The sequence below is a fragment of the Chryseobacterium pennipullorum genome, from assembly GCF_003384725.1.
Taxonomy (GTDB): Bacteria; Bacteroidota; Bacteroidia; order Flavobacteriales; family Weeksellaceae; genus Chryseobacterium; species Chryseobacterium pennipullorum.
Window position 1 is genome coordinate 1 of sequence record NZ_QNVV01000032.1, and the last position, 19,305, is coordinate 19,305.

The following is a 19,305-nucleotide window of genomic DNA, read 5'->3' on the forward strand; positions in this document are numbered from 1 at the left end:
GTTCAGTTTCCTTATAAGAAAGATCTTATAGAAGAAGCCAAACTTAGAATAAAACTGTATGAAAATCTAAGTCCTAAAGATAAAATATCAATAAATTTCAATAAGAATTATGGTGAAAACCTTTATCTTGAAGACCATAAGAGAGTGAAAGGCATGATGCTGAAGTAAAACAATTAAAATCTCGGATAGAGATTAAGCAACAGGAATGGAATTTATAAAATACAGAATACAGAAAAAAGACACTTTACAATCAATAGCAGAAGGACAAAACCTATCAGTCCAGGATCTTATTGATTTCCACAATCAACATTCAGGAATCACCAATGTGATTATAGGAAACAGTTTACCTATCCATCTCACCCATATTATGGTGAGTAAAGAACATATTAAAAAACAAAAAGTAAAAAAAATAACGGATGGTGAAAAAGCTGTATTTAATCAGAAAGCAAGATATAGATGTGAACAGATAAATACAACGAGAATCAATGGAGAACTGGCTCAGTTCGTCGAACAAAAATTTCAGTATCTTCTTAAAATGGATACCGTTAATACTATTGGATCTGTAAAAAGAGAAGATTATTTAAAGAAAGTGACTCCTCCTGTGATGATGGATGTGCTCCATTTTATTGAAGAAACAGATAACATCAAACATAACGTTCTCTTCACTTTGGGTGAAGATGGGCAAATGGACAGAATTCTCAACAGAAAAGAATTGAATAAAAACTGGCTGGAATATAAAAAAAGCCAGATGAGTCTTAATCCTTTTATCGTTGAACTGAAAAAGAATAATAAGGATGCGGTTCAGGAATTGATCAGATTGGGAGATATTCAGTTTTCCCTGGATGCTGCTAATGAGGAAGAATACAGAAAAGACTTTTTCTATTTTACTTGTTTCAATCAGTATAATGTTAATGATGAGCTAAAGTCTGTAGATTTCAGTTTCCTTTCCACCGTAGTACCACCGAACGTGGTACCGCTTACATTGAGATATGATACCATTTCCGAACAGAATGATATTCTTACGGTAAGAATGGTTGCAGAATATACATTGACCGACGAACTGGAAAAAAATATCATTAACCAATACAATAACCTGCATAAGCCAAGTATAGGGTTCAGCTACACACAGTATAAGTTGGTGTTCAGGTCAAAAATAGAAATAGATACCAAAACAAAACTGGTAAAAACAGCGGTTGTAAAGCTGAAAGAATCAATTGCTGATAATATAGAAAATGAATGTAACTATAGTATTAAACAATTAGAAAATCATACTCCGGATGAAGGAAGCTAAGAAATTTGAATTTGATGGTGTAGATGCCAAAACGGAATGGAAAATAGGATTGATACTGGCTCTGCCGGCATTAGGGGTATTCTTTTTGGTGATGTTTATATTTGAGTTTTATCTCCCGAGAACTTACTTCATGTATCCCGTCTTGTCTGCAGCAATTTTAACGTTAGTGATAAGTATACTTCTACTGAAATTACTGAGCAGGACCATAAAAGATAAAAAGTGGACCATCCGTGTTGACGAAAGTACGCTTGAAATCACCCATAAAAATAAAAAACATTTGATTCCTCTTACAACAATAAGATCTATTAAGAATCTGGGGAATGTAGGATTCAGATACCTTACAATTATCACGAATAAGGAAAGTATTAAAATAAGAGTAGGAAATACGGGTTTCGTACCTTTTTCTGCTCAGAAAGATATTGAAACAATAGATGCATTTATTCAGCACCTCAGTTCTTATTTACAGGAAAATTTTAATAAAAAAGACCTGAAAAATAAATTGAATATCAATGTATTTCCCAATTACGGAGTATATGTGGTGAAGTCTGAAAAAATCAGATACAGCATCATTAATACCTTAAAACCATGGCAGATCATGATTATTTTTCTTTGTGGAGGATTTCTACTATTGATTTTGCTGTTTACCCAACTCGAAAAATATTGGTAAAAATTATAAATTATGGCAGTTTATTTACCTGAAAAAGTATATGCAGTATGTACCAATCAAATGAATCCTGATCCCAGGCAGCTCTTATTAAGTGATTTAAGAGAGTCATTTGCCCGTACTGTAAAGTTTGGCTCTAAAGATAAAGTCTTTCTGGTTAAAATTGATAAAAAGCTAACTGAGGATTTCAAATGTAAATCCAACTGGAGCACTGGTGCCGGTATGGTAGCTCTTGGTGCCGGAGTAGGAGTGGGACTGGGAATTGCAGCTGTATGTATGACCGTACCGGTTGCAGGTTGGATCGTTGGTGGAGCCATCGCTATCGGTTCGCTCGTTTGGGGAATTTGGAAAATGTCCCAGAGACCGTCATGCAGTGAAATGATTGGGTTTGAGGAGAGCAAATGGACTTTACATCACAGTACGGTACGGTTTGACAGTGGAAAAATCTCAGTTAAAGAACTGCATTTAGCACTGACCAAAAATTCTATGCTGACCTGCAAAGAGGGTGGTGTAGTTCTTCCGTTTATCAATCAGGCTGATGCAATGAGTGCAGCCGGTACTATTGCCGGTAATAATAAAACCGAATTTTGGACCAATGTTGCGGGTGGTTTCTTAACCGGAGCTTTACTTGGTTTTGGGATGGGAATTGCGCTGCCCGCCGGTGCTGCTTTAACGTGGGGACAAGGAACTATGCATGCCTTGTCACAAGCCGCAATATTCGGACTATGGATTCCCGTGGGCCAATATGTAATTACTCCGCTGGCCATTGGTTTTGGCGTAAAAACCAATGAATTCCTGGCCGATGGTGACAGTTATACTAATGTTAAAGATATCCAGCAAAGTACAGAAGATCCAATGCTCCCAACGGATAACTGGGATGCCGTAAGTCCTGCAAAAGATATCAATGATATCAGAAATAAGCTGATTCAGAACAGGGCCTCAAAAGCTGATATCGCTAAATTTGAAGCGGGTATTGCCGAAGCTAAGAAGCAAGGATCCTATTCTTTAAAAAATAATCCTGATCTCAAAGAGATGTTTGAGAGAATGAAAGCTGGAGAGTTCGGAAAAGAGCTTCAGGAAAGGGTTACCAATAAGAGCGGTAACTTTAGGGGGAAAGTCAATGAGAAAAATGCTTCCAAATCCGCAGAGAATCATTCACAGAAAGCTACCACATCAATTAATGAGAATAATAGAGCCAATATACGAAGTGGATTAACAGCGACGGGAGGAATATTAACGCTTATCGCTCCGTTTGCCGCCAATTTTTTTGCCGAAAGAGCCATTAGACTTGCAGCAGAAGGATATACAAATGACAATACTAAAGGGGTAACAGTGAGTGCAACTGATGCATAATTTTTTGTAGACTTATAAACAACCAGTGGTGAAAGCGAAGGTATTGTTCCGGAATTCCAGGCAACAGCCGGGTGTACATCTGAATAGTTGCTTTCTTTAAATATAGCCTGTTTTCAGGGATACCAGTTGTTATCACAATGGTATTGTTAATATTTTACTGTTTAATTAGAGTTTATGTTAAAATATTTAAAGACAGTACGTTGTGGGATCTTTTATCGCTGTTGTCGTAGAATTACGACACAAAATCGTAGAATTACTACACTTTTTCAGATTTCCGATCAAAACCTTTTTTCTGAGCTGCAATGACTTTATCTTTGTTATATAATTATTGAATTACAATTTATTACTAACGATTAAAATTACAAATCATGGCAGAAAGAAATTCAAGAGGAATCTTAAAATTTAACGGTGGAGAAGGACAGAAACTGTTAAAAATGAACTACAGTGTATCAAGATCTACAGATGTTTCAGGACGTGTAGCATCAGACCCTTCTAACGCATTGATCAAAGTGACAGTAGAAGCTACTGAAAAATCTGATATCCTGGAGAGCTTACTGAACGGAAAATATAAGCCTACAAAAGGAGAAATCACATTCAACAAGTCTCATGAAGAAGGAACGTTGATTACTTTGAACTGGGACAATGGATATGTGATCCAGCACGAAGTGGACTTCGATGCAGTAGATAGCAACAGTATGCTGATCAGCTTTGTAGTAAGTGCTGAAACTATTGACTATGGTACTTCTCAATATGCAGGTCTATGGCCTTCATCAGGTAGATAAGCCTAACTTTACAAAACAATACAAAGCAGTATACCCAGTTTGGGTGTACTGTTTTTTTTTTGCTTTTTACCTCAATAAGATTCATTAGGCTTTCTTAGGATCAAATACCCAATCTTGGGGCCAGGTAAAAAAAATGAGTAAATCTGAAAAAAATAGTGGGATTGTCTATACAACTTTACAGTTTGATTCAACCCGAGTAAAATTATGTAACAAGGGAATGATCTTCGATTTCAAGGCGAAAGTATAAATCAAATAATATTTGACGTCCCTTAACTTTTAAGCCCGGTCTCCTGCTTACTCCTGAGTATCTTATCCGATATCTTCTTCACAACTAACCCAGGGCTGCCGACTTTTAGTCCTATTTTCTTATCTTTGTTCATTATAGATAATATGGACGCAACACAAGATAAAAGGCTGTTTCTCATCGATGCTTATGCGATGATTTTCAGAGGATATTACGCACTGATCAGAAATCCCAGACTTACCAGCAAAGGACTCGATACTTCTGCTATCTTCGGTTTTACCAACTCTCTGATCGAATTGATCAGAAGAGAAAGGCCTACACACCTTGCAGTAGTTTTTGATGTAGGACAGGCAAGTGTAAGAACTGATGATTTTTCAGATTATAAAGCAAACCGAAGTGAAACTCCTGAAGCCATTAAAATTGCTGTTCCATATATCCACCGAATTTTGGAAGCAATGCACATTCCGTTCCTGGGAGTTGAAGGTTATGAAGCTGACGATGTGATAGGAACTATTGCCTGCAAAGCAGAAAAAGAAGGATATACCACTTTCATGGTAACTCCGGATAAAGATTTTGCACAGCTGGTTACAGATCATATTAAGATTTATAAGCCGGGACTTAAGGGTGGGGATATAGAAATTCTTGGAGTAGAAGAAGTAAAAGCAAAATACGAAATTGAAGATCCTAAACAGGTTATTGACTTCCTTGCCATGATGGGAGATGCAGTTGATAATATCCCGGGTCTGGACGGTGTAGGAGAGAAAACAGCGATGAAATTCCTTAAGGAGTTTGGCAGTATCGAGAATCTATTGGCCAATACAGATCAACTGAAGGGAAAGCTGAAAGAAAAAGTGGAAGCCTCTGCAGAACGTGGTATTTTATCAAAAAAACTGGCAACCATCATTTGTGATGCTCCCGTGGAATTCCACCAGGAACAATACGATCTCGAAACACCGGATTTCGAAAAAGTTAAAGAAGTCTTTGATGAAATTGAGTTCAGAAGACTGTATGAAAACCTTTACCGGGCTTTTGCTCCGGCTGCCGTGGAGACCGTAGTGGTAAGTGAAGTGGAAGTGAAGCAGACACCGTCAGGGACAGAAGTGAAAGGACAGGTGATGCAGCTAGACCTTTTTGCCAATTTTGAAGAACTGGATCAGGCGACCTCTACAAAATCTACGATTGACCATAATGATCATCTTTACCAGTTTATCGACAATCCGAAAGCACAGAAAAAGCTGGTCGACAATCTGTTGAAACAGAAAGTCGTGTGCTTTGATACGGAAACCACCTCATTGAATGAGCTGGAAGCCGAACTGGTAGGAATGAGCTTCTCCTATAAAAAAGGGCTTGCCTACTATATCCCTCTTTCTGAGGATAATGGCGAGGTTTTGCAAACACTGGAAATTTTCCGACCGTTTTTCGAAAGAGAAGACCTTCTGAAGGTTGCTCACAATTTAAAATTCGATTACAAAATATTAAAGCAGTACAACATCACTGTGAAAGGAGCGATGTTTGATACCATGATTGCCCATTACCTGCTGAATCCGGACGGAAGGCATGGTATGGACTATCTTTCTGAGGTATACCTGAATTACAAACCGGTTTCTATTGAAACCATTATCGGGAAGAAGGGGAAAAACCAAGGGAACTTTCGAGATGCGGACCTTAGAACGCAGACCGATTATGCTGCGGAAGATGCTGATATCACCTTCCAATTGTACGAGCTGTTTGCTCCTCAACTGAAAAAAGAAAATCTGGAAGAGCTGTTCTTCACTATTGAAATGCCATTGATGGAAGTCCTGGCCAAAATGGAGCTGGCAGGAATATCCCTGGACGAAAAATGGCTCGCACAGGAAAGTATTGATCTGGAAAATGATCTGAAACAATTGGAAACTACCATCTTTGAGCTGTCAGGAGAAGAGTTCAATATGAATTCACCCAAACAGCTGGGAGAAATTCTGTTTGAAAGAATGCAGCTGGATCCTAAAGCTAAAAAAACAAAGACCGGACAATATGCAACGTCTGAAGATGTTCTTCAGAAACTAGCCTCAAAACATGAGATCATTAAGTATATTCTTGAATACAGAACGTATCAGAAATTGAAATCGACCTATGTAGATGCTTTACCGTCTCAGATTGAAAAGCAGGACAGCAGAGTACATACCAATTTTTCCCAGACTACAGCTGCTACAGGACGTCTGGCAAGTGTAAATCCTAACCTTCAGAATATTCCGATCAGAACACTCAGAGGACAGCAGATCCGTGGGGCCTTTGTGTCAGGAGAAGGGAAGAAAATTATCTCTGCCGATTATTCGCAGATCGAACTTCGCCTTATTGCTGAAATTTCCGGGGAAGAGAATATGATTAAGGCTTTCCAGGATGGGGAAGATATTCACGCTTCCACGGCTGCCAAACTGTTTAAAATTCCACTCGAAGAAGTCTCTAAAACACAGCGAAGCCAAGCCAAGACTGTCAATTTCGGAATCATCTATGGACAGGGAGCTTTTGCTTTGGCAGAACAAACCGGATTATCCCGTACTGAAGCCAAACAAATGATTGAAGCCTATTTCGAAACCTATCCGAAGCTTAAGGAATATATGGCTGAGCAGGTAAATAAGGCACGCCAGATGGGCTTTGTAGAAACCATTTTAGGAAGAAAACGCCACCTCAAGGATATTAACTCCAACAATTTTGTTGTAAGAGGTCATGCCGAAAGAAATGCAGTGAACGCACCGGTTCAGGGAAGTGCTGCAGATATTGTGAAAATTGCGATGATTAAAATAGACCGTGAACTTGAAGAACAACAGCTTAAAACCAAAATGCTGCTTCAGGTGCATGACGAATTGGTATTTGAAGCACCGGCCGATGAAGTAGAAGCCGCTTCAGCTCTGATTAAAAAGGAAATGGAAAACGCCCTGGAAACTCAGGTTCCATTACTGGTAGAGATCGGAGTAGGGAATAACTGGTTAGAAGCTCACTAATACAATACTTTATATTCAGCTATACATATAAACTTCCGCTTTCTATGGCGGAAGTTTTTTTATTCTGCTTATTTTCTGCGTGACGGAGCACTTCTGGTATGTGGACGGACATAACTGCCATTTTTTCTGTAATGCCCTTTTACGCTTACACTTCCACTTGAAGAAGTACTTCGACCAGAGCTGTAGTGATATGCTGATGTGCCTGAAGAAGAACCTTTAGATGAGACATAATTACTGTAGGTGGTAAAAGCTGGATTGTAGGTCCATCCTGAATAATTTCCCCATTTTATCCTTTTGTATTTCTTTTTATTTGATCCGGAGGAAAGGAATACTTCTGTGTTTTTTGGGACAGTTGTAATTAGATCGATAGAATCTGTCGAGGTATACATCTTTGCATCTTCAGATAATAAAACAGTATAATAATTTGTTGAACATGATAATGCGGTCACACAAATTGTGAAAAGAAATAGGAGTTTTAAAACACGTTGCATACTATTGATATTTTATTATCCAAATCTATGATGTATTGTAAGAATATATTTACGGAAATCCGTATTCTGTAATATCCCAATTATTATAAAACCCCAGAGAGTGGATTTCATTTTTTATAACGTAACAGAAAAATGCATACACAGCCAAGAATAATCACCGGTACCATTGAAACGGATAAAGTATATTGTATCTCAGCATTAAAATCATAAGTACTCCATGAAGCTTCCCGGTCTACAAAAACGGAGTAATTCATAAAGGTCCAGACAATGGTTAATGTTGTAAATTCAACAAGTGCTTTAGCATAGATATTTTTAATGAAGAAGGCTAAAGCAATAATCCCTGAAATTAAAATAGCACTTACCAGTGACATCAGCACCGCATCTTCAAAGAAACTACATTCCAGGCAGGCACTTGACATTTGATGGGCAAGTGCGCCTACAGACCAGTACAGCTGCACAAATGTTATAATGAAAATAATAAGGGTACTGATGCATACTTTTCTAAGATATTGATAGAATTGATGTGGTTGGCTTGGTTCGTTCAAGGGGGCTGATATTATTTTGTAATTCTTATTATGGCTAAATCATCTGTGGGTTTTACTCCGTAGTGACGCTCCAGATGCTTAATTAAAAGGGGTTAACAACTCTTTTCCATCCAGCATCATATCAATAAAAATACCACTTTTTATCGATTTAAAAATATAGAGAGCCGTTTTTGTAGAAAACCTATTTAATCCCTATAAAAATGGTTCCCTTATATAGAGAACCACTGATAAGTACTATTGGAAAAATGATCCAGGTATTAAACCTCAAATTCGATTTCACCAATATAATATAACTTATTCTCTTCACCATCCACAGAAACCGGGTTGGGAATAATAAATCTGCTGGCAAAAATAATGGCATTGACCGGAGTATCCAGACTTAGTTCATTCAGCCTTTTTTCGAGAACCGGAAGCCATTGGTCTGCATACGAATACTCAGAGAACTTTTCATAAAGCCCTAATTTTTCATCTTCGAAACCGTATTCTATAAAGTCATCATCAAACCACTTGATGTTCTGTGATTCTGCAAATTTTGAAACATATTGATCGTCCGTTTCATCTTCTATATAATAGTTTTCGTCCTCTTCCACAAATGCATAAAAATCTTCTTCACTTTCAAAATATCCTAACCAGAAGTGTGAAATTTCCTTGTCCATAATTTTATTTTACTGTATTATTCTAATCTTTTTAATTCGCTGCTTTTTCCGATCGCCTTTTCCAGCCGGGAGATCCTCGTCTTTTCCTGTTTGGCACTCATGATCCAATGGATGATTACTTTTTTGTAGGAAGGAGCCTGAATTTCAAAAAACTCCCAGGCTGTCGCGTGCTCCATAAATTGCTTTTGATACATCGGGTCCAGAATTATACCTTCCTTTTCGTGGGAGTAAATACCGGACTTCTCCTCTTTTCTGAGTTCAAAAGCTTTTTGGCCGGCAGGAGTCATCAATCCGGCTTTTTTAAGTTCCTCCACTTTTTTTATATTGATATTACTCCATATACTCGCGGATTTCCGGGGGGTAAAACGTATGGAATAGCTTTCCTTATCTATAGACTTCCTTACGCCATCGATCCATCCAAAACATAATGCCTGGTCCACTGATTCAGACCAGCTCATCGACGGTTTTTCACTTCCTTTCTTGTAAAAACCAACCAGGAGCTCTTTTTCTTTGGTGTGGTGATGCCGGAGCCAATCCCTGAATTCCTCTTTTGCCGCAAAAAAAGTTGGTGCCATGCTGTATATGTTATCGTTACAAAGTGTAATATTACGAAAGTTTTCTATAAACATCCTATCGGTTGCAGAAAGTGTGGATAACTCATCAACATCTATTTTTTTATTGTACTTTTAATCAAAGCTTAAAGTTAAAAAAAATGGATTTTCTTCAGGACCATTATACCATTAAAAATGAACTGCTGCTGATTCTGATTTCTGTCATTCTGGGACTGATGATCGGAGCGGAGCGGGAGTATAGAAATAAATCTGCAGGACTTCGTACCTTTATTCTCGTATGTTTCGGTTCATGCCTTTTTACCATTTTATCCATTAAAATAGGAGTGGCTAATCCGGACAGGCTGGCTGCCAATATCATTACGGGAATCGGATTTTTGGGAGCAGGCGTTATTTTCAAAGGGGATAACAAAATAGACGGAATTACAACTGCGACAACCATCTGGGCTACAGCTTCTATCGGAATGGCAGTAGGTTCCGGCTATGTTTACTTTTCTCTTCTGGGAACAGCATTGGTATTGGTCGTTCTTAGTTCTCTTACTTTCCTTCAAAGTTTTATAGACAATAATCATAAAATCCGGGATTATAAAATTGCTGTAACAGGTTCGGCAGATATCAGCCACTGTGAAGAAATGTTTAAAAAGCATCATTTGAAATATGCGATGATAAAACAACAGTATACCCAGGAAAATTTATCGGTCACGTGGCGGCTGACAGGAAAAAATATCCACCATGAAGAAGTCATCAAATCTCTGATGGATGATCCTAAAATTACTGCCTATCAATTTTAGATAAAAAAAATAAAGGCCGAAGCCTTTACTCTTATTTTTTCTTGAAGATGTATAAGTCCTTATTAGGACCTGTAATTTCGTTGCCGTCCATATCCAGCTGGTAAAGAGCATTTTCTCCTACTTTATATTTATATTTAGCTGTTTGCCCTTTTAGCGTGATAGAGCCTCCTGTGGTATCCCACGTAAAAGTTCCTTTATCCTGATTCTTGGAATTCCTGTCGATATATTCCTCGTTGATAATGAAGGTTTTATCGTAATTAAGGGTTAAAGAAGTCTTGATTCCCGGGCAATCTGCACAGGGAACAACTGCCTCATACGTTCCTGCCCAGTCGAGGGCATTTTCAGACGTATCACCTACTGCTTTGGGAGTAGCGGTTGTAAGGCTGTCTGCCGGAGCAGGCTGAATGGCTGTAGAATCAATTGTTGGACCTGTAGTCTCGGTTGTTTTTTCTTTGGAACATGAAACTAAGAATAAGGCAGTGCCTGCTGCCATTATAAGCATTTTGTTTTTCATCATAATTATTAATTTAAATATTCTCTATTGTGAAGTGAGAGTCTATCATCAAAAATTAAGCCAGATGGGATTTTATAGGAGGTAAAGTTTAAAATTCCGGGATTAAACTTCGCTGTTATTCTTCCCGTTTTCAAAAGGTGGAATAATGATAACAACTTTTCCCTGTGTTTTATGAAGCCTATTCCTATTTTTCTTTGTAAATTCGGGCAAAATTTTAATTATGACAAAAAAGATACTTTTATCCGTATTTCTTTTGCCGGCTGCAATGGCATTTGCACAACAATATGGAGGAATGTGGATTCCTACAGAGCTGAATGAAAAGGAAATGAAGGATCTGGGAATGAAGATCTCTGCCAAAGACATTTTCAATCCTCAGAAACCGAGCATAAAGGACGCAGTAGTACAGTTTAATGGCGGATGTACCGCAGAGATCATTTCGCCTAAAGGATTATTACTAACGAATCACCACTGTGGTTACGGACAGATCCAGGCACATTCTACCGTACAGACTGACCTTCTTTCAAACGGCTTCTGGGCGAAAAATACCAGTGGAGAACTTCCGAATCCGGGAGTGAAAGTAGACTTTATTGTAGATATAAAAGAAGTTACTTATCAGATTCTTGAAGGGACAGATAACCTTACAGAACCTGAACTTAGTAAAAAGATCAATAACAATATAGAGGTTTACAAAAACTCTCAAAAAATAGAATCTTATCAGTCGATCATGGTGAAACCTATGTATTATGGAAACAAATACTATGCGTACACCATTGAGACGTATAAAGATATCCGTCTGGTGGGAGCACCGCCACAAAGTATCGGAAAGTTTGGTAGCGATACCGATAACTGGGTGTGGCCAAGACATACGGGAGATTTCTCGATGTTCAGAATTTATGCAGGGAAAGACAACAAGCCTGCCGAATATTCGAAAGACAATGTACCTTACGTTCCAAAACACTTCTTACCGGTTTCTATAAAAGATAAAAACGAAAATGATTTTACCTTTGTATTCGGATTCCCGGGGAGAACAACGGAATATCTTCCTGCAGTAGCTGTAGAGAAGATTATGAAAGATATCGACCCTGCAAGAATTGCAGTACGTGAGGTGGCGCTAAAAACGTTGGACGAGAAAATGCGTGCGGACAGTGAAACACGTATTAAATATGCTTCAAAATATGCTTCAGTAGCCAACTACTGGAAAAAATGGATTGGTGAAGTAGAAGGATTGAAAAAATCCAATGCGGTAGAGAAAAAAGTAATGTATGAAGGTTCTTTGGTGGCAAAAAATCCGGAGATCAAAAATACCCTGGACCAACTGAATAAGCTGTACAATGACCAGGCTCCCTATGCATTAAACAATGGGTATTACACGGAAGTGGTAAGAAATGCCGAAACCTTAAAGCTGGCAGGTGATTACTATGACTTTATAGCCTCTGTGGAAGCAGGAAGAATGGATGAAAAAAAACTTTCAAAACTGAAAGCAAAATTAACCTCTTTCTACAAGGATTACAGTGCAGAGCTTGACGCGAAAGTAACGGCAAAATTGCTGGCTCTGTATGCCAATAAAACAGCACCACAGTTCTTACCGGCTGGATTTAACAAATACAAAGAGGAAAATCAGAATATTCCTGTAGTGGAAGATATGTCGAAAAACTCTGTTATTACGGGTAGAACAACTGTAAACGGAGCTGCACTTACTGCTGATATAGATAAGGCATTTTCTAATCAGGACAAACTGATTAAGACTTTAAAGAAAGATCCTATCTATCAGTTGTATGTTTCGATGAGAGAAACTTATGCGAAAACAGCAGATCCTCAGTATGCTTCGCTTCAGGCAAAAATTGATGCATTGCAGAAGAAGTTTATGGCTCAGCAGATGCAGACCGATAAAGAAAGAAAGTTCTTTCCGGATGCCAATTCTACCCTTCGTGTGACTTATGGAAAAGTAAAAGGATCTGCTCCCAGAGACGCAGTTTCATATGGATACCAGACGCATTTAGCTGGGGTAATGGAAAAGTATGTACCAGGTGACTATGAATTCGATGTCCCGAAAAAGCTGATCGATCTTTATAATAAGAAAGACTTCGGAATGTACAAAGATAAAACCGGAGATGTTCCTGTAGGATTCACAGCGACCAACCATACCACAGGAGGAAACTCAGGAAGTCCTGCATTAGATGCCTATGGAAATCTTGTAGGTCTTAACTTCGACAGACAGTGGGAAGGTACGATGAGTGACATCAACTACGATCCGCGTTTTAGCAGAAATATCATGGTAGATACAAAATACATCCTTTTCATCGTAGAGAAATTTGCTGATTCCAAATGGCTTGTTGATGAAATGAAGATCGTAAAATAATTTTTAAAAGTTATACCTTTAAGAATCTATTTGAATTTAGTTTTGAATAGATTCTTTTTGTTTTAAATAAGATGAAAGATCAGATCATCAATATATTAGCAGCCTTTGAACCCGATAATATCGGGAAATCTTTTCCCCTGCAATATTGTCTGCCTCTGTATCACAGTGTTTCAGATGATGACCTCCTTCACATAAAACACGTGATTCGCTATAAGAATACCAGGCAGTTTGAAAATGATCTGGATCATATGGCCAGAAACTTTCAGTTCGTGAACTGGCAGGAATTTAAAGAATATGGTTCCGGAACGTTCAAGCCCAAAAAGAAAATAGCACTGCTTACTTTTGATGACGGGTTCAGGGAGTTTTATGATGTTGTCGCTCCAATCCTGGAACGGAAAGGGATCTATGCATGCAACTTTATAAACCCTGCTTTCATAGACAACAAAGATATGATGTTCAGGTGCAAGTCCAGCCTTCTTGCAGATGCTGTTGATAAAAAGAAAACAATTGATCCCGATGTTTACAGGATATTGGCCCTGGGAAATACTTCAGATAGAAATATTCTGCAAAAGAGCATTTTAAAAATCAATTACCAGGGAAAGAAAGTTCTGGACCAGCTGGCGGAAAAACTGGAAGTAGACTTCAATGCTTATTTAAAAGAATTCGAACCTTATCTGAGTACAGGTGCATTAAAAGAGCTTACCCGAAAAGGTTTTGGAATTTCTTCGCACAGCTGGGATCATCCAAAATACGGAGATTTATCCCTGATAGAGCAGATGGAAACCACAGATAAAACTTTTGTGTATTTAAAAGAGAATAATTTCCTGTATGAGAGCTTTGCATTTCCGTTTACCGACTTTGAAGTGGGCAAAGATTTTTTTGAAGAGCTCTTTAAAAATGAAGAACTCTACTGCAGCTTCGGATGTGCCGGTGTCAAAATGGACAGCGTGCAGAGGAACCTTCAAAGAATTCCAATGGAAACAGGAGAGAGCGGACAACAGATCTTGAAGAAAGAAATCGCTTATTTCAGACTGAAAAAGCTGATCAATAAAAACACTATTTTGAGAACATGATAACGCTGAAAACATTCAACAAAAAAGAGCTGGGAGATTTTATATCATCCGGAGCTTTCCAGCAACATGATGTTCTCCCTGTTACAAGGCATCGTGCACTGTCTCATATTCAGAATCCAAAAGCATCAGAAGAAGACGCCCTTCTCATCCTTGCTTTTGATGAAGAAAAGCTGATTGGGTATGTAGGATGTTTTCCGGATTGTTTTATCGTTGATGGAAAAGAAATCCGTTATGCATGGCTAAGCACGATTTATGCAAACCCTGAGTACAGAAAAAAAAGACCAGCGAAAGCCTTACTGAAAAAGGTTTTGGAGGAGTATGAAGACAGAATTGTCATCACTGAATTTACCAAAGAAGCGGAAGCGCTTTACAATATTACAGGTGGTTTTGAATATGTTTTTCCTAAAAAAGGGATGCGGTATTACTTCAGAACTGATGCAGCTAAAATAATTCCCGAAAAAAAGCCTGAAACCCAATCATTGCAGCCCCTTTTTAAAATATTGGATGTTGCTGCCAATAGTTTGATCTCAATAAAGAATCTGGCCATACAGAAACCGGACTTCAGGTATGAGGTTCTTGAACGGATTGATAAAGAAAGCTCTGATTTTATTAATGAATTTTCAGGCAGACGGGGTGCAGATGAGATCAATACTTTTATAGAAAACCCGTGGGTATTGGAGGGCAAAAAAGATGAACGGTATTTTTTTTCAAGCTTTGCCACCTCTTTTACCTATTTTTGGATTAAAATTTTCGACCATCATAATAAGCTTACCTCCTGTTTACTTTTACAGCTTCGTGATGGATACCTTAAAATCCCGTATCTTTTTTCAAATACCCAACTCGATGAGGTTATAAGATTTTTAAATTACTTCATTGTCAGCAAGAAAGTGAAAGGCTTTACCTCTTATCAGGTTAAATTGAACGAAGCGATCCAGCAATCAAAAGTATTTTCTTACATTCATAAACAAGACTCCAAAAGAGAGTATCTGTTTCATAAAAGCCTGTTAGAATTGCTTCCTGATGATTTTAACCCAAACTACCAGGATGGGGACGGAGATTGTATGATGACCTAGAACAATAAGATTTTAATGATTTAAAAATAAAAAAACCGTCTGACATTTCTGTCGGACGGTTTTCTATTCTTAGTGTCCAAAAATATCTTTAAGACTTACTTCCGTAAATATTCCCATTTTATCTACAGCTTCCATATTCAGGTTTTCTTTCTTACCGATAATGGCTGTATTGTAATGTATAGGTTTGATGTCATTTTGGTAAAACTCCCGGATATCTTCAAAACTCAACTTGTTGATCTGTTCATAGATATTTTTTCTGTAGTCATGTTCAATACCCAGTTTTTTTAATTTTAAGGTATTGAAAAAAATGTTGTTTCGGGTAATCCGGGTAGAGGCGATCTGCTTGAGGGCAGCATTTTTTGCGTTTTCAAACTGAATCGGTACTTCAGGAAGTTCACTCATCAGCTCGTTCATTGTATCTACCGCGATCATCAGTTTGTCTGGCTGCGTTCCGATATAGGTAGTAATATAGTCAGGATGATTCAGTTCCGAATTGGCAGCATAGGACACATAAGCAGAGTAGGCTAAACTTTTGCTTTCACGGATTTCCTGGAAAACGATAGAAGATAAGCCGCGTCCAAAATATTCATTAAAAACATTGATTCTTCCGAAATTTAATGGATCAACCTGATGTCCTTTCCCGATTTTGCTCATTTCCATCTGCACCATATCATAATTGATGAAATAAACATTTCCACCGGTTTCAGGCTCAGGATATTCTTTCGGCTGCGGCACAGAAAGACTTTCTGTTTCTGTATATTGACCAATGTATTCTTTAAAACTTTCAAAATCCTTTCCATAAAAGAATATCTGGTACGGGTATTTAAAGAGCTTTTTCATACGGTCCGTAAATCGTTCTGGCGTGGTCGTCTCAAGTTCCTCTTTTGAAATCACATCTGTGAAACGGGAATCAGGGCCCAGCTTTGTATAATTTGTCAAGGCCGTCATGATCCTGTTTTTATCCTTTTTTACAGCCTGGCGGTTTTCCAGGACCGTATTTACAAACTGATTGTAAATTTCCTGATCGGGTTTTACATCATGCATCCAGTGCTGCAGAAGTGCAATTCCTTTTTCAATATTCTCTTCCAGCCCGCTTAAGGAGATAAGCAGTTGATTATTGGTGGTTTTAAAATCATTGCTGATTCCGATTTTGAAGAATTCATTTTTCAGATCCTCAGGAGAAAGATCATGAGTTCCCAGATACTGAAGCAACTGTGTTGAAATTCCCAGATCCCTGTCATTATCGCTTCCAAAAGGGAAGATAAAATGGACCTGAGCGATTTCGTTATACTTATTCACAACAAAGCTTAATTTCTTTCCTTTACTCTCAGCCGTAATGATCTCTTTCTGATAATCGATGAACTCTGGTTGTATATCCTCCGTTTTATCAGATAGAATTTCCTGTAAAAATTCAGATTGAGCCTCACGGTTGATTTTAACAGGGGTGATGCCGGGGTTTTCAACCCTTAGCAGTTTGTCATTAATTCCTTTCTCCTTGTCTACATACACATAATTCTCATGGAAGAAAGCATTGGCAAAGCTGATGATATCTTCTTTAGTGAAACTGGCATACTCATCCATCTCGTTCAGTTCCTGTTCCCAGGTTCTTCCTTTTATATAAGAATCGTATAGACTTGTGGCCAGCCCTTCTGCTGTTTCAAGCCCTTTCATTCTTTGAAGTTTGAAATCATTGATGATAGCCGGTAACATCCAATCCGGAAAATCTCCTTTTTTAATCAGTTCTATTTCTTCCAGTACCATCACCCTGGCTTCATCCAGAGTCTGGGTCTCTTTAGGAACCGCAACGATAGAAAAATAACCGTACTGCCTTAAGCCAACAGAAAAGGCCTGTGCCCAAAGCATTTTTTGAGTCTGGTTAATATGAAGGTCCAATAAACCAGCTTCACCTCTGTTGCTGAGAATGTTGGCGACAATATCCGCGAGCATAGCTTCCCTGCTTCCATAGCTGTCTGTTCTCCAGGCCAGCTGAACCCGTGGTGTCGTTGGACTCTTTACCGTTCTTTTTACAATTTTCGTAATAGGCTTTTCAATGATAGATGCTTTCTTTGGAAGCTCTTTATAGGGGAGGGTCCCGAAATAGGCATCAATCAATTGAATGGTTTCATCAAACTGAAGATCACCTACCAGCACCATCGCATAATTATTGGGAACATAATATTCATCAAAATATTTATGAATAGCCTTCATAGAAGGGTTTTTCAGGTGTTCCGGTTTACCAAGTGTGGTCTGTTGTCCATTGGGATGGGTAGGGAAGAGGGCGTCCATCAGTTCATAATTGACGAGTCTTGAATCATTATCCTGAGCCCTGTTGAATTCTTCATACACGGATTCCAGCTCTGTATGGAAAAGACGCAGAACCATTTCCGAGAATCTTTCCTTTTCTATTTTTAGCCATTTCTCAAGCTCGTTGTTCGGAATATTGTTTTTATAAACCGTTTCATCAAACCAGGTATGAGCGTTTGTTCCACTGGCTCCTAATGATGAGATCGCCTTGTCGTACTCGTTGGCAATGGCATACTGGCTTGCTTCCTGTGAGATCTCGTCGATTTTTTTATAGATGTCCTTCTTTTTCTCAGGATTTTGCTCAGCTTTATGTTCTTCATACAGTGTTGAGATCTGATCCAGAAGTTCCTTTTCTTTTTCCCAGTTGTGAGTTCCTAGTCTGGAAGTTCCTTTAAACATCATATGTTCGAGATAGTGGGCCAATCCCGTATTGTCAGCAGGATCATTGTTGCTTCCCGTTTTTACCGGAATGAATGTCTGTATCCGGGGAGAGTCAAAATTCTGAGCAAGAAAAACCTTAAGTCCGTTTTTCAAAGTATAAATTCTGACATTATTTTCATCGTGGGTTACTGTAATATATTCGTAGTGGCCGATATCCGTATGAACTGTTTCCTTATATTTTCTGTCAATCATAGATAAATTCATTTCATCCTTTTAAGTAAGATGTGATACAAATGTAAGAAATCAAAAAAAATGTTTCCTTGTTTTTATCACTATTACATCTATTATTATAGTTGAAAAGGTAAATCAGTGGTGGGTAGTGGCAGGAGAAAGAACGTTATTCAGCTTGTAGTATATATTAGGTATAGCTTTTTATCCATTCCTAATAAATCGCTTCATACTGTACTGCTTCACATATTAAGGGCTAGTTTCAGCAAATAGAGCCTACACCCTTTGGCTTCCATCATCACCTGTGCAAATCTGTGCGATCCGTGGTTAAATATAAAAATCCTTAATCACGCCGACACATTTATCCTAGATCATTAAAATAATATGTACTTTCACACCACTAGAATTTGGCTTTAGTCTGTTCCAATAGAACCTCCACCCTTTGGTTTCCATCATCATCTGTGCAAATCTGTGTATCCGTGGTTAAAAATAAAAATCATCAACCACATAAACACATTCATCCTTGGTCATTATACGATCCATCACCAGGAACGGGCTTCAGCCCGTTCATATTAAGATACCTTCCATAGGGCTTTAGCCCAAACTTTATAACCATCATGTTACTATATCTATTATTATATATAATACACTCCCAAAAAACCTCTCTATCTTCACCCGTCTCCCATAATCTCCGACATCATCCCTCTTCCTCAAACATTTGTTTAAAATTTTTCACCTTATGGACCAGTGCTTTAACTATTCATGTTGCGGAAATATGAAATTTATGTTAAATAAACTTGTGGGATATGGGTTAAGTTTCTATCTTTGCCCCACTGAAAAACGAAAGGGATTTAGTAAGCGCAGAAGGGCCTTTAGATAGGCAGAAACATTACGATCTACTTAAGATATCAAACGAAAAAAACTTTTAATTTTTATCAAATAAAAGTTGCGAGTTAAAAAAGAGTTTGTATCTTTGCAGTCCCAATTAAGGGAGCGCAGGAGTAGA

15 protein-coding genes are annotated in these 19,305 nt (G+C 38.2%); 9 read left to right on the forward strand and 6 right to left on the reverse strand.

Going from position 1 to position 19,305, the window contains the following annotated elements; genetic code table 11:
- Positions 1-205: 205 nt before the first annotated feature.
- The 5 genes from DRF67_RS20870 to polA all read left to right on the forward strand — a co-directional run bounded on the left by DRF67_RS20870 (position 206) and on the right by polA (position 7,315).
- On the forward strand, positions 206-1,291 hold the full coding sequence (locus DRF67_RS20870; protein ID WP_115930233.1) for a hypothetical protein: 1,086 nt from the start codon (positions 206-208) through the stop codon (positions 1,289-1,291).
- On the forward strand, positions 1,278-1,958 hold the full coding sequence (locus DRF67_RS20875) for a hypothetical protein (protein ID WP_115930234.1): 681 nt from the start codon (positions 1,278-1,280) through the stop codon (positions 1,956-1,958). The genes DRF67_RS20870 and DRF67_RS20875 overlap by 14 nt, the downstream gene beginning before the upstream one ends.
- A gap of 12 nt (positions 1,959-1,970) precedes the next feature.
- Positions 1,971-3,308 (forward strand): hypothetical protein, encoded by a 1,338-nt coding sequence (locus DRF67_RS20880; RefSeq protein ID WP_115930235.1) that lies wholly within the window; start codon positions 1,971-1,973, stop codon positions 3,306-3,308.
- 368 nt (positions 3,309-3,676) lie between these two features.
- Entirely contained in the window at positions 3,677-4,090 is a 414-nt protein-coding gene (gene tssD, locus DRF67_RS20885; RefSeq protein WP_115930236.1) for a type VI secretion system tube protein TssD, read from the forward strand.
- A gap of 390 nt (positions 4,091-4,480) precedes the next feature.
- Positions 4,481-7,315: a DNA polymerase I gene (polA, locus tag DRF67_RS20890; RefSeq protein WP_115930237.1), complete on the forward strand. Its 2,835-nt coding sequence runs from the start codon at positions 4,481-4,483 to the stop codon at positions 7,313-7,315.
- A 68-nt stretch (positions 7,316-7,383) separates the two neighbouring features.
- Here polA and DRF67_RS20895 read toward each other — a convergent pair whose 3' ends face one another.
- The 4 genes from DRF67_RS20895 to DRF67_RS20910 form a co-directional block, all read right to left on the reverse strand.
- Complete coding sequence (locus DRF67_RS20895; RefSeq protein WP_123912802.1) at positions 7,384-7,806, reverse strand: hypothetical protein; 423 nt, start codon at positions 7,804-7,806, stop codon at positions 7,384-7,386.
- Positions 7,807-7,913: 107 nt separating this feature from the next.
- Complete coding sequence (locus DRF67_RS20900; protein WP_123912804.1) at positions 7,914-8,351, reverse strand: hypothetical protein; 438 nt, start codon at positions 8,349-8,351, stop codon at positions 7,914-7,916.
- Between the two features lie 257 nt (positions 8,352-8,608).
- On the reverse strand, positions 8,609-9,007 hold the full coding sequence (locus DRF67_RS20905) for an immunity 22 family protein (RefSeq protein WP_115930240.1): 399 nt from the start codon (positions 9,005-9,007) through the stop codon (positions 8,609-8,611).
- A gap of 17 nt (positions 9,008-9,024) precedes the next feature.
- Positions 9,025-9,582, reverse strand: a complete 558-nt coding sequence (locus tag DRF67_RS20910) for a YdeI/OmpD-associated family protein (protein WP_115930241.1) — start codon at positions 9,580-9,582, stop codon at positions 9,025-9,027.
- A gap of 137 nt (positions 9,583-9,719) precedes the next feature.
- On the opposite strand from DRF67_RS20910, the gene DRF67_RS20915 reads away from it, so the two are divergent.
- Positions 9,720-10,367, forward strand: coding sequence for an MgtC/SapB family protein (locus DRF67_RS20915; RefSeq protein ID WP_115930242.1), 648 nt, complete (start codon positions 9,720-9,722; stop codon positions 10,365-10,367).
- 31 nt (positions 10,368-10,398) lie between these two features.
- Here DRF67_RS20915 and DRF67_RS20920 read toward each other — a convergent pair whose 3' ends face one another.
- Complete coding sequence (locus DRF67_RS20920) at positions 10,399-10,884, reverse strand: copper resistance protein NlpE (RefSeq protein WP_228435879.1); 486 nt, start codon at positions 10,882-10,884, stop codon at positions 10,399-10,401.
- A 217-nt stretch (positions 10,885-11,101) separates the two neighbouring features.
- Here DRF67_RS20920 and DRF67_RS20925 point away from each other — a divergent pair, with 217 nt between their 5' ends.
- The 3 genes from DRF67_RS20925 (at position 11,102) to DRF67_RS20935 (ending at position 15,386) form a co-directional block, all read left to right on the forward strand.
- Positions 11,102-13,240 (forward strand): S46 family peptidase, encoded by a 2,139-nt coding sequence (locus tag DRF67_RS20925; RefSeq protein ID WP_115930244.1) that lies wholly within the window; start codon positions 11,102-11,104, stop codon positions 13,238-13,240.
- 71 nt (positions 13,241-13,311) lie between these two features.
- Positions 13,312-14,313, forward strand: coding sequence for a polysaccharide deacetylase family protein (locus tag DRF67_RS20930; RefSeq protein ID WP_115930245.1), 1,002 nt, complete (start codon positions 13,312-13,314; stop codon positions 14,311-14,313).
- Positions 14,310-15,386: a GNAT family N-acetyltransferase gene (locus DRF67_RS20935; protein WP_115930246.1), complete on the forward strand. Its 1,077-nt coding sequence runs from the start codon at positions 14,310-14,312 to the stop codon at positions 15,384-15,386. The genes DRF67_RS20930 and DRF67_RS20935 overlap by 4 nt, the downstream gene beginning before the upstream one ends.
- A 69-nt stretch (positions 15,387-15,455) precedes the next feature.
- Here the strand turns inward: DRF67_RS20935 and DRF67_RS20940 are convergent, their stop codons facing one another.
- Positions 15,456-18,335 carry a M16 family metallopeptidase gene (locus DRF67_RS20940; RefSeq protein ID WP_394337879.1) on the reverse strand — a complete coding sequence of 960 codons (2,880 nt, stop codon included), beginning with the start codon at positions 18,333-18,335 and terminating at the stop codon, positions 15,456-15,458.
- Positions 18,336-19,305: the final 970 nt, after the last annotated feature.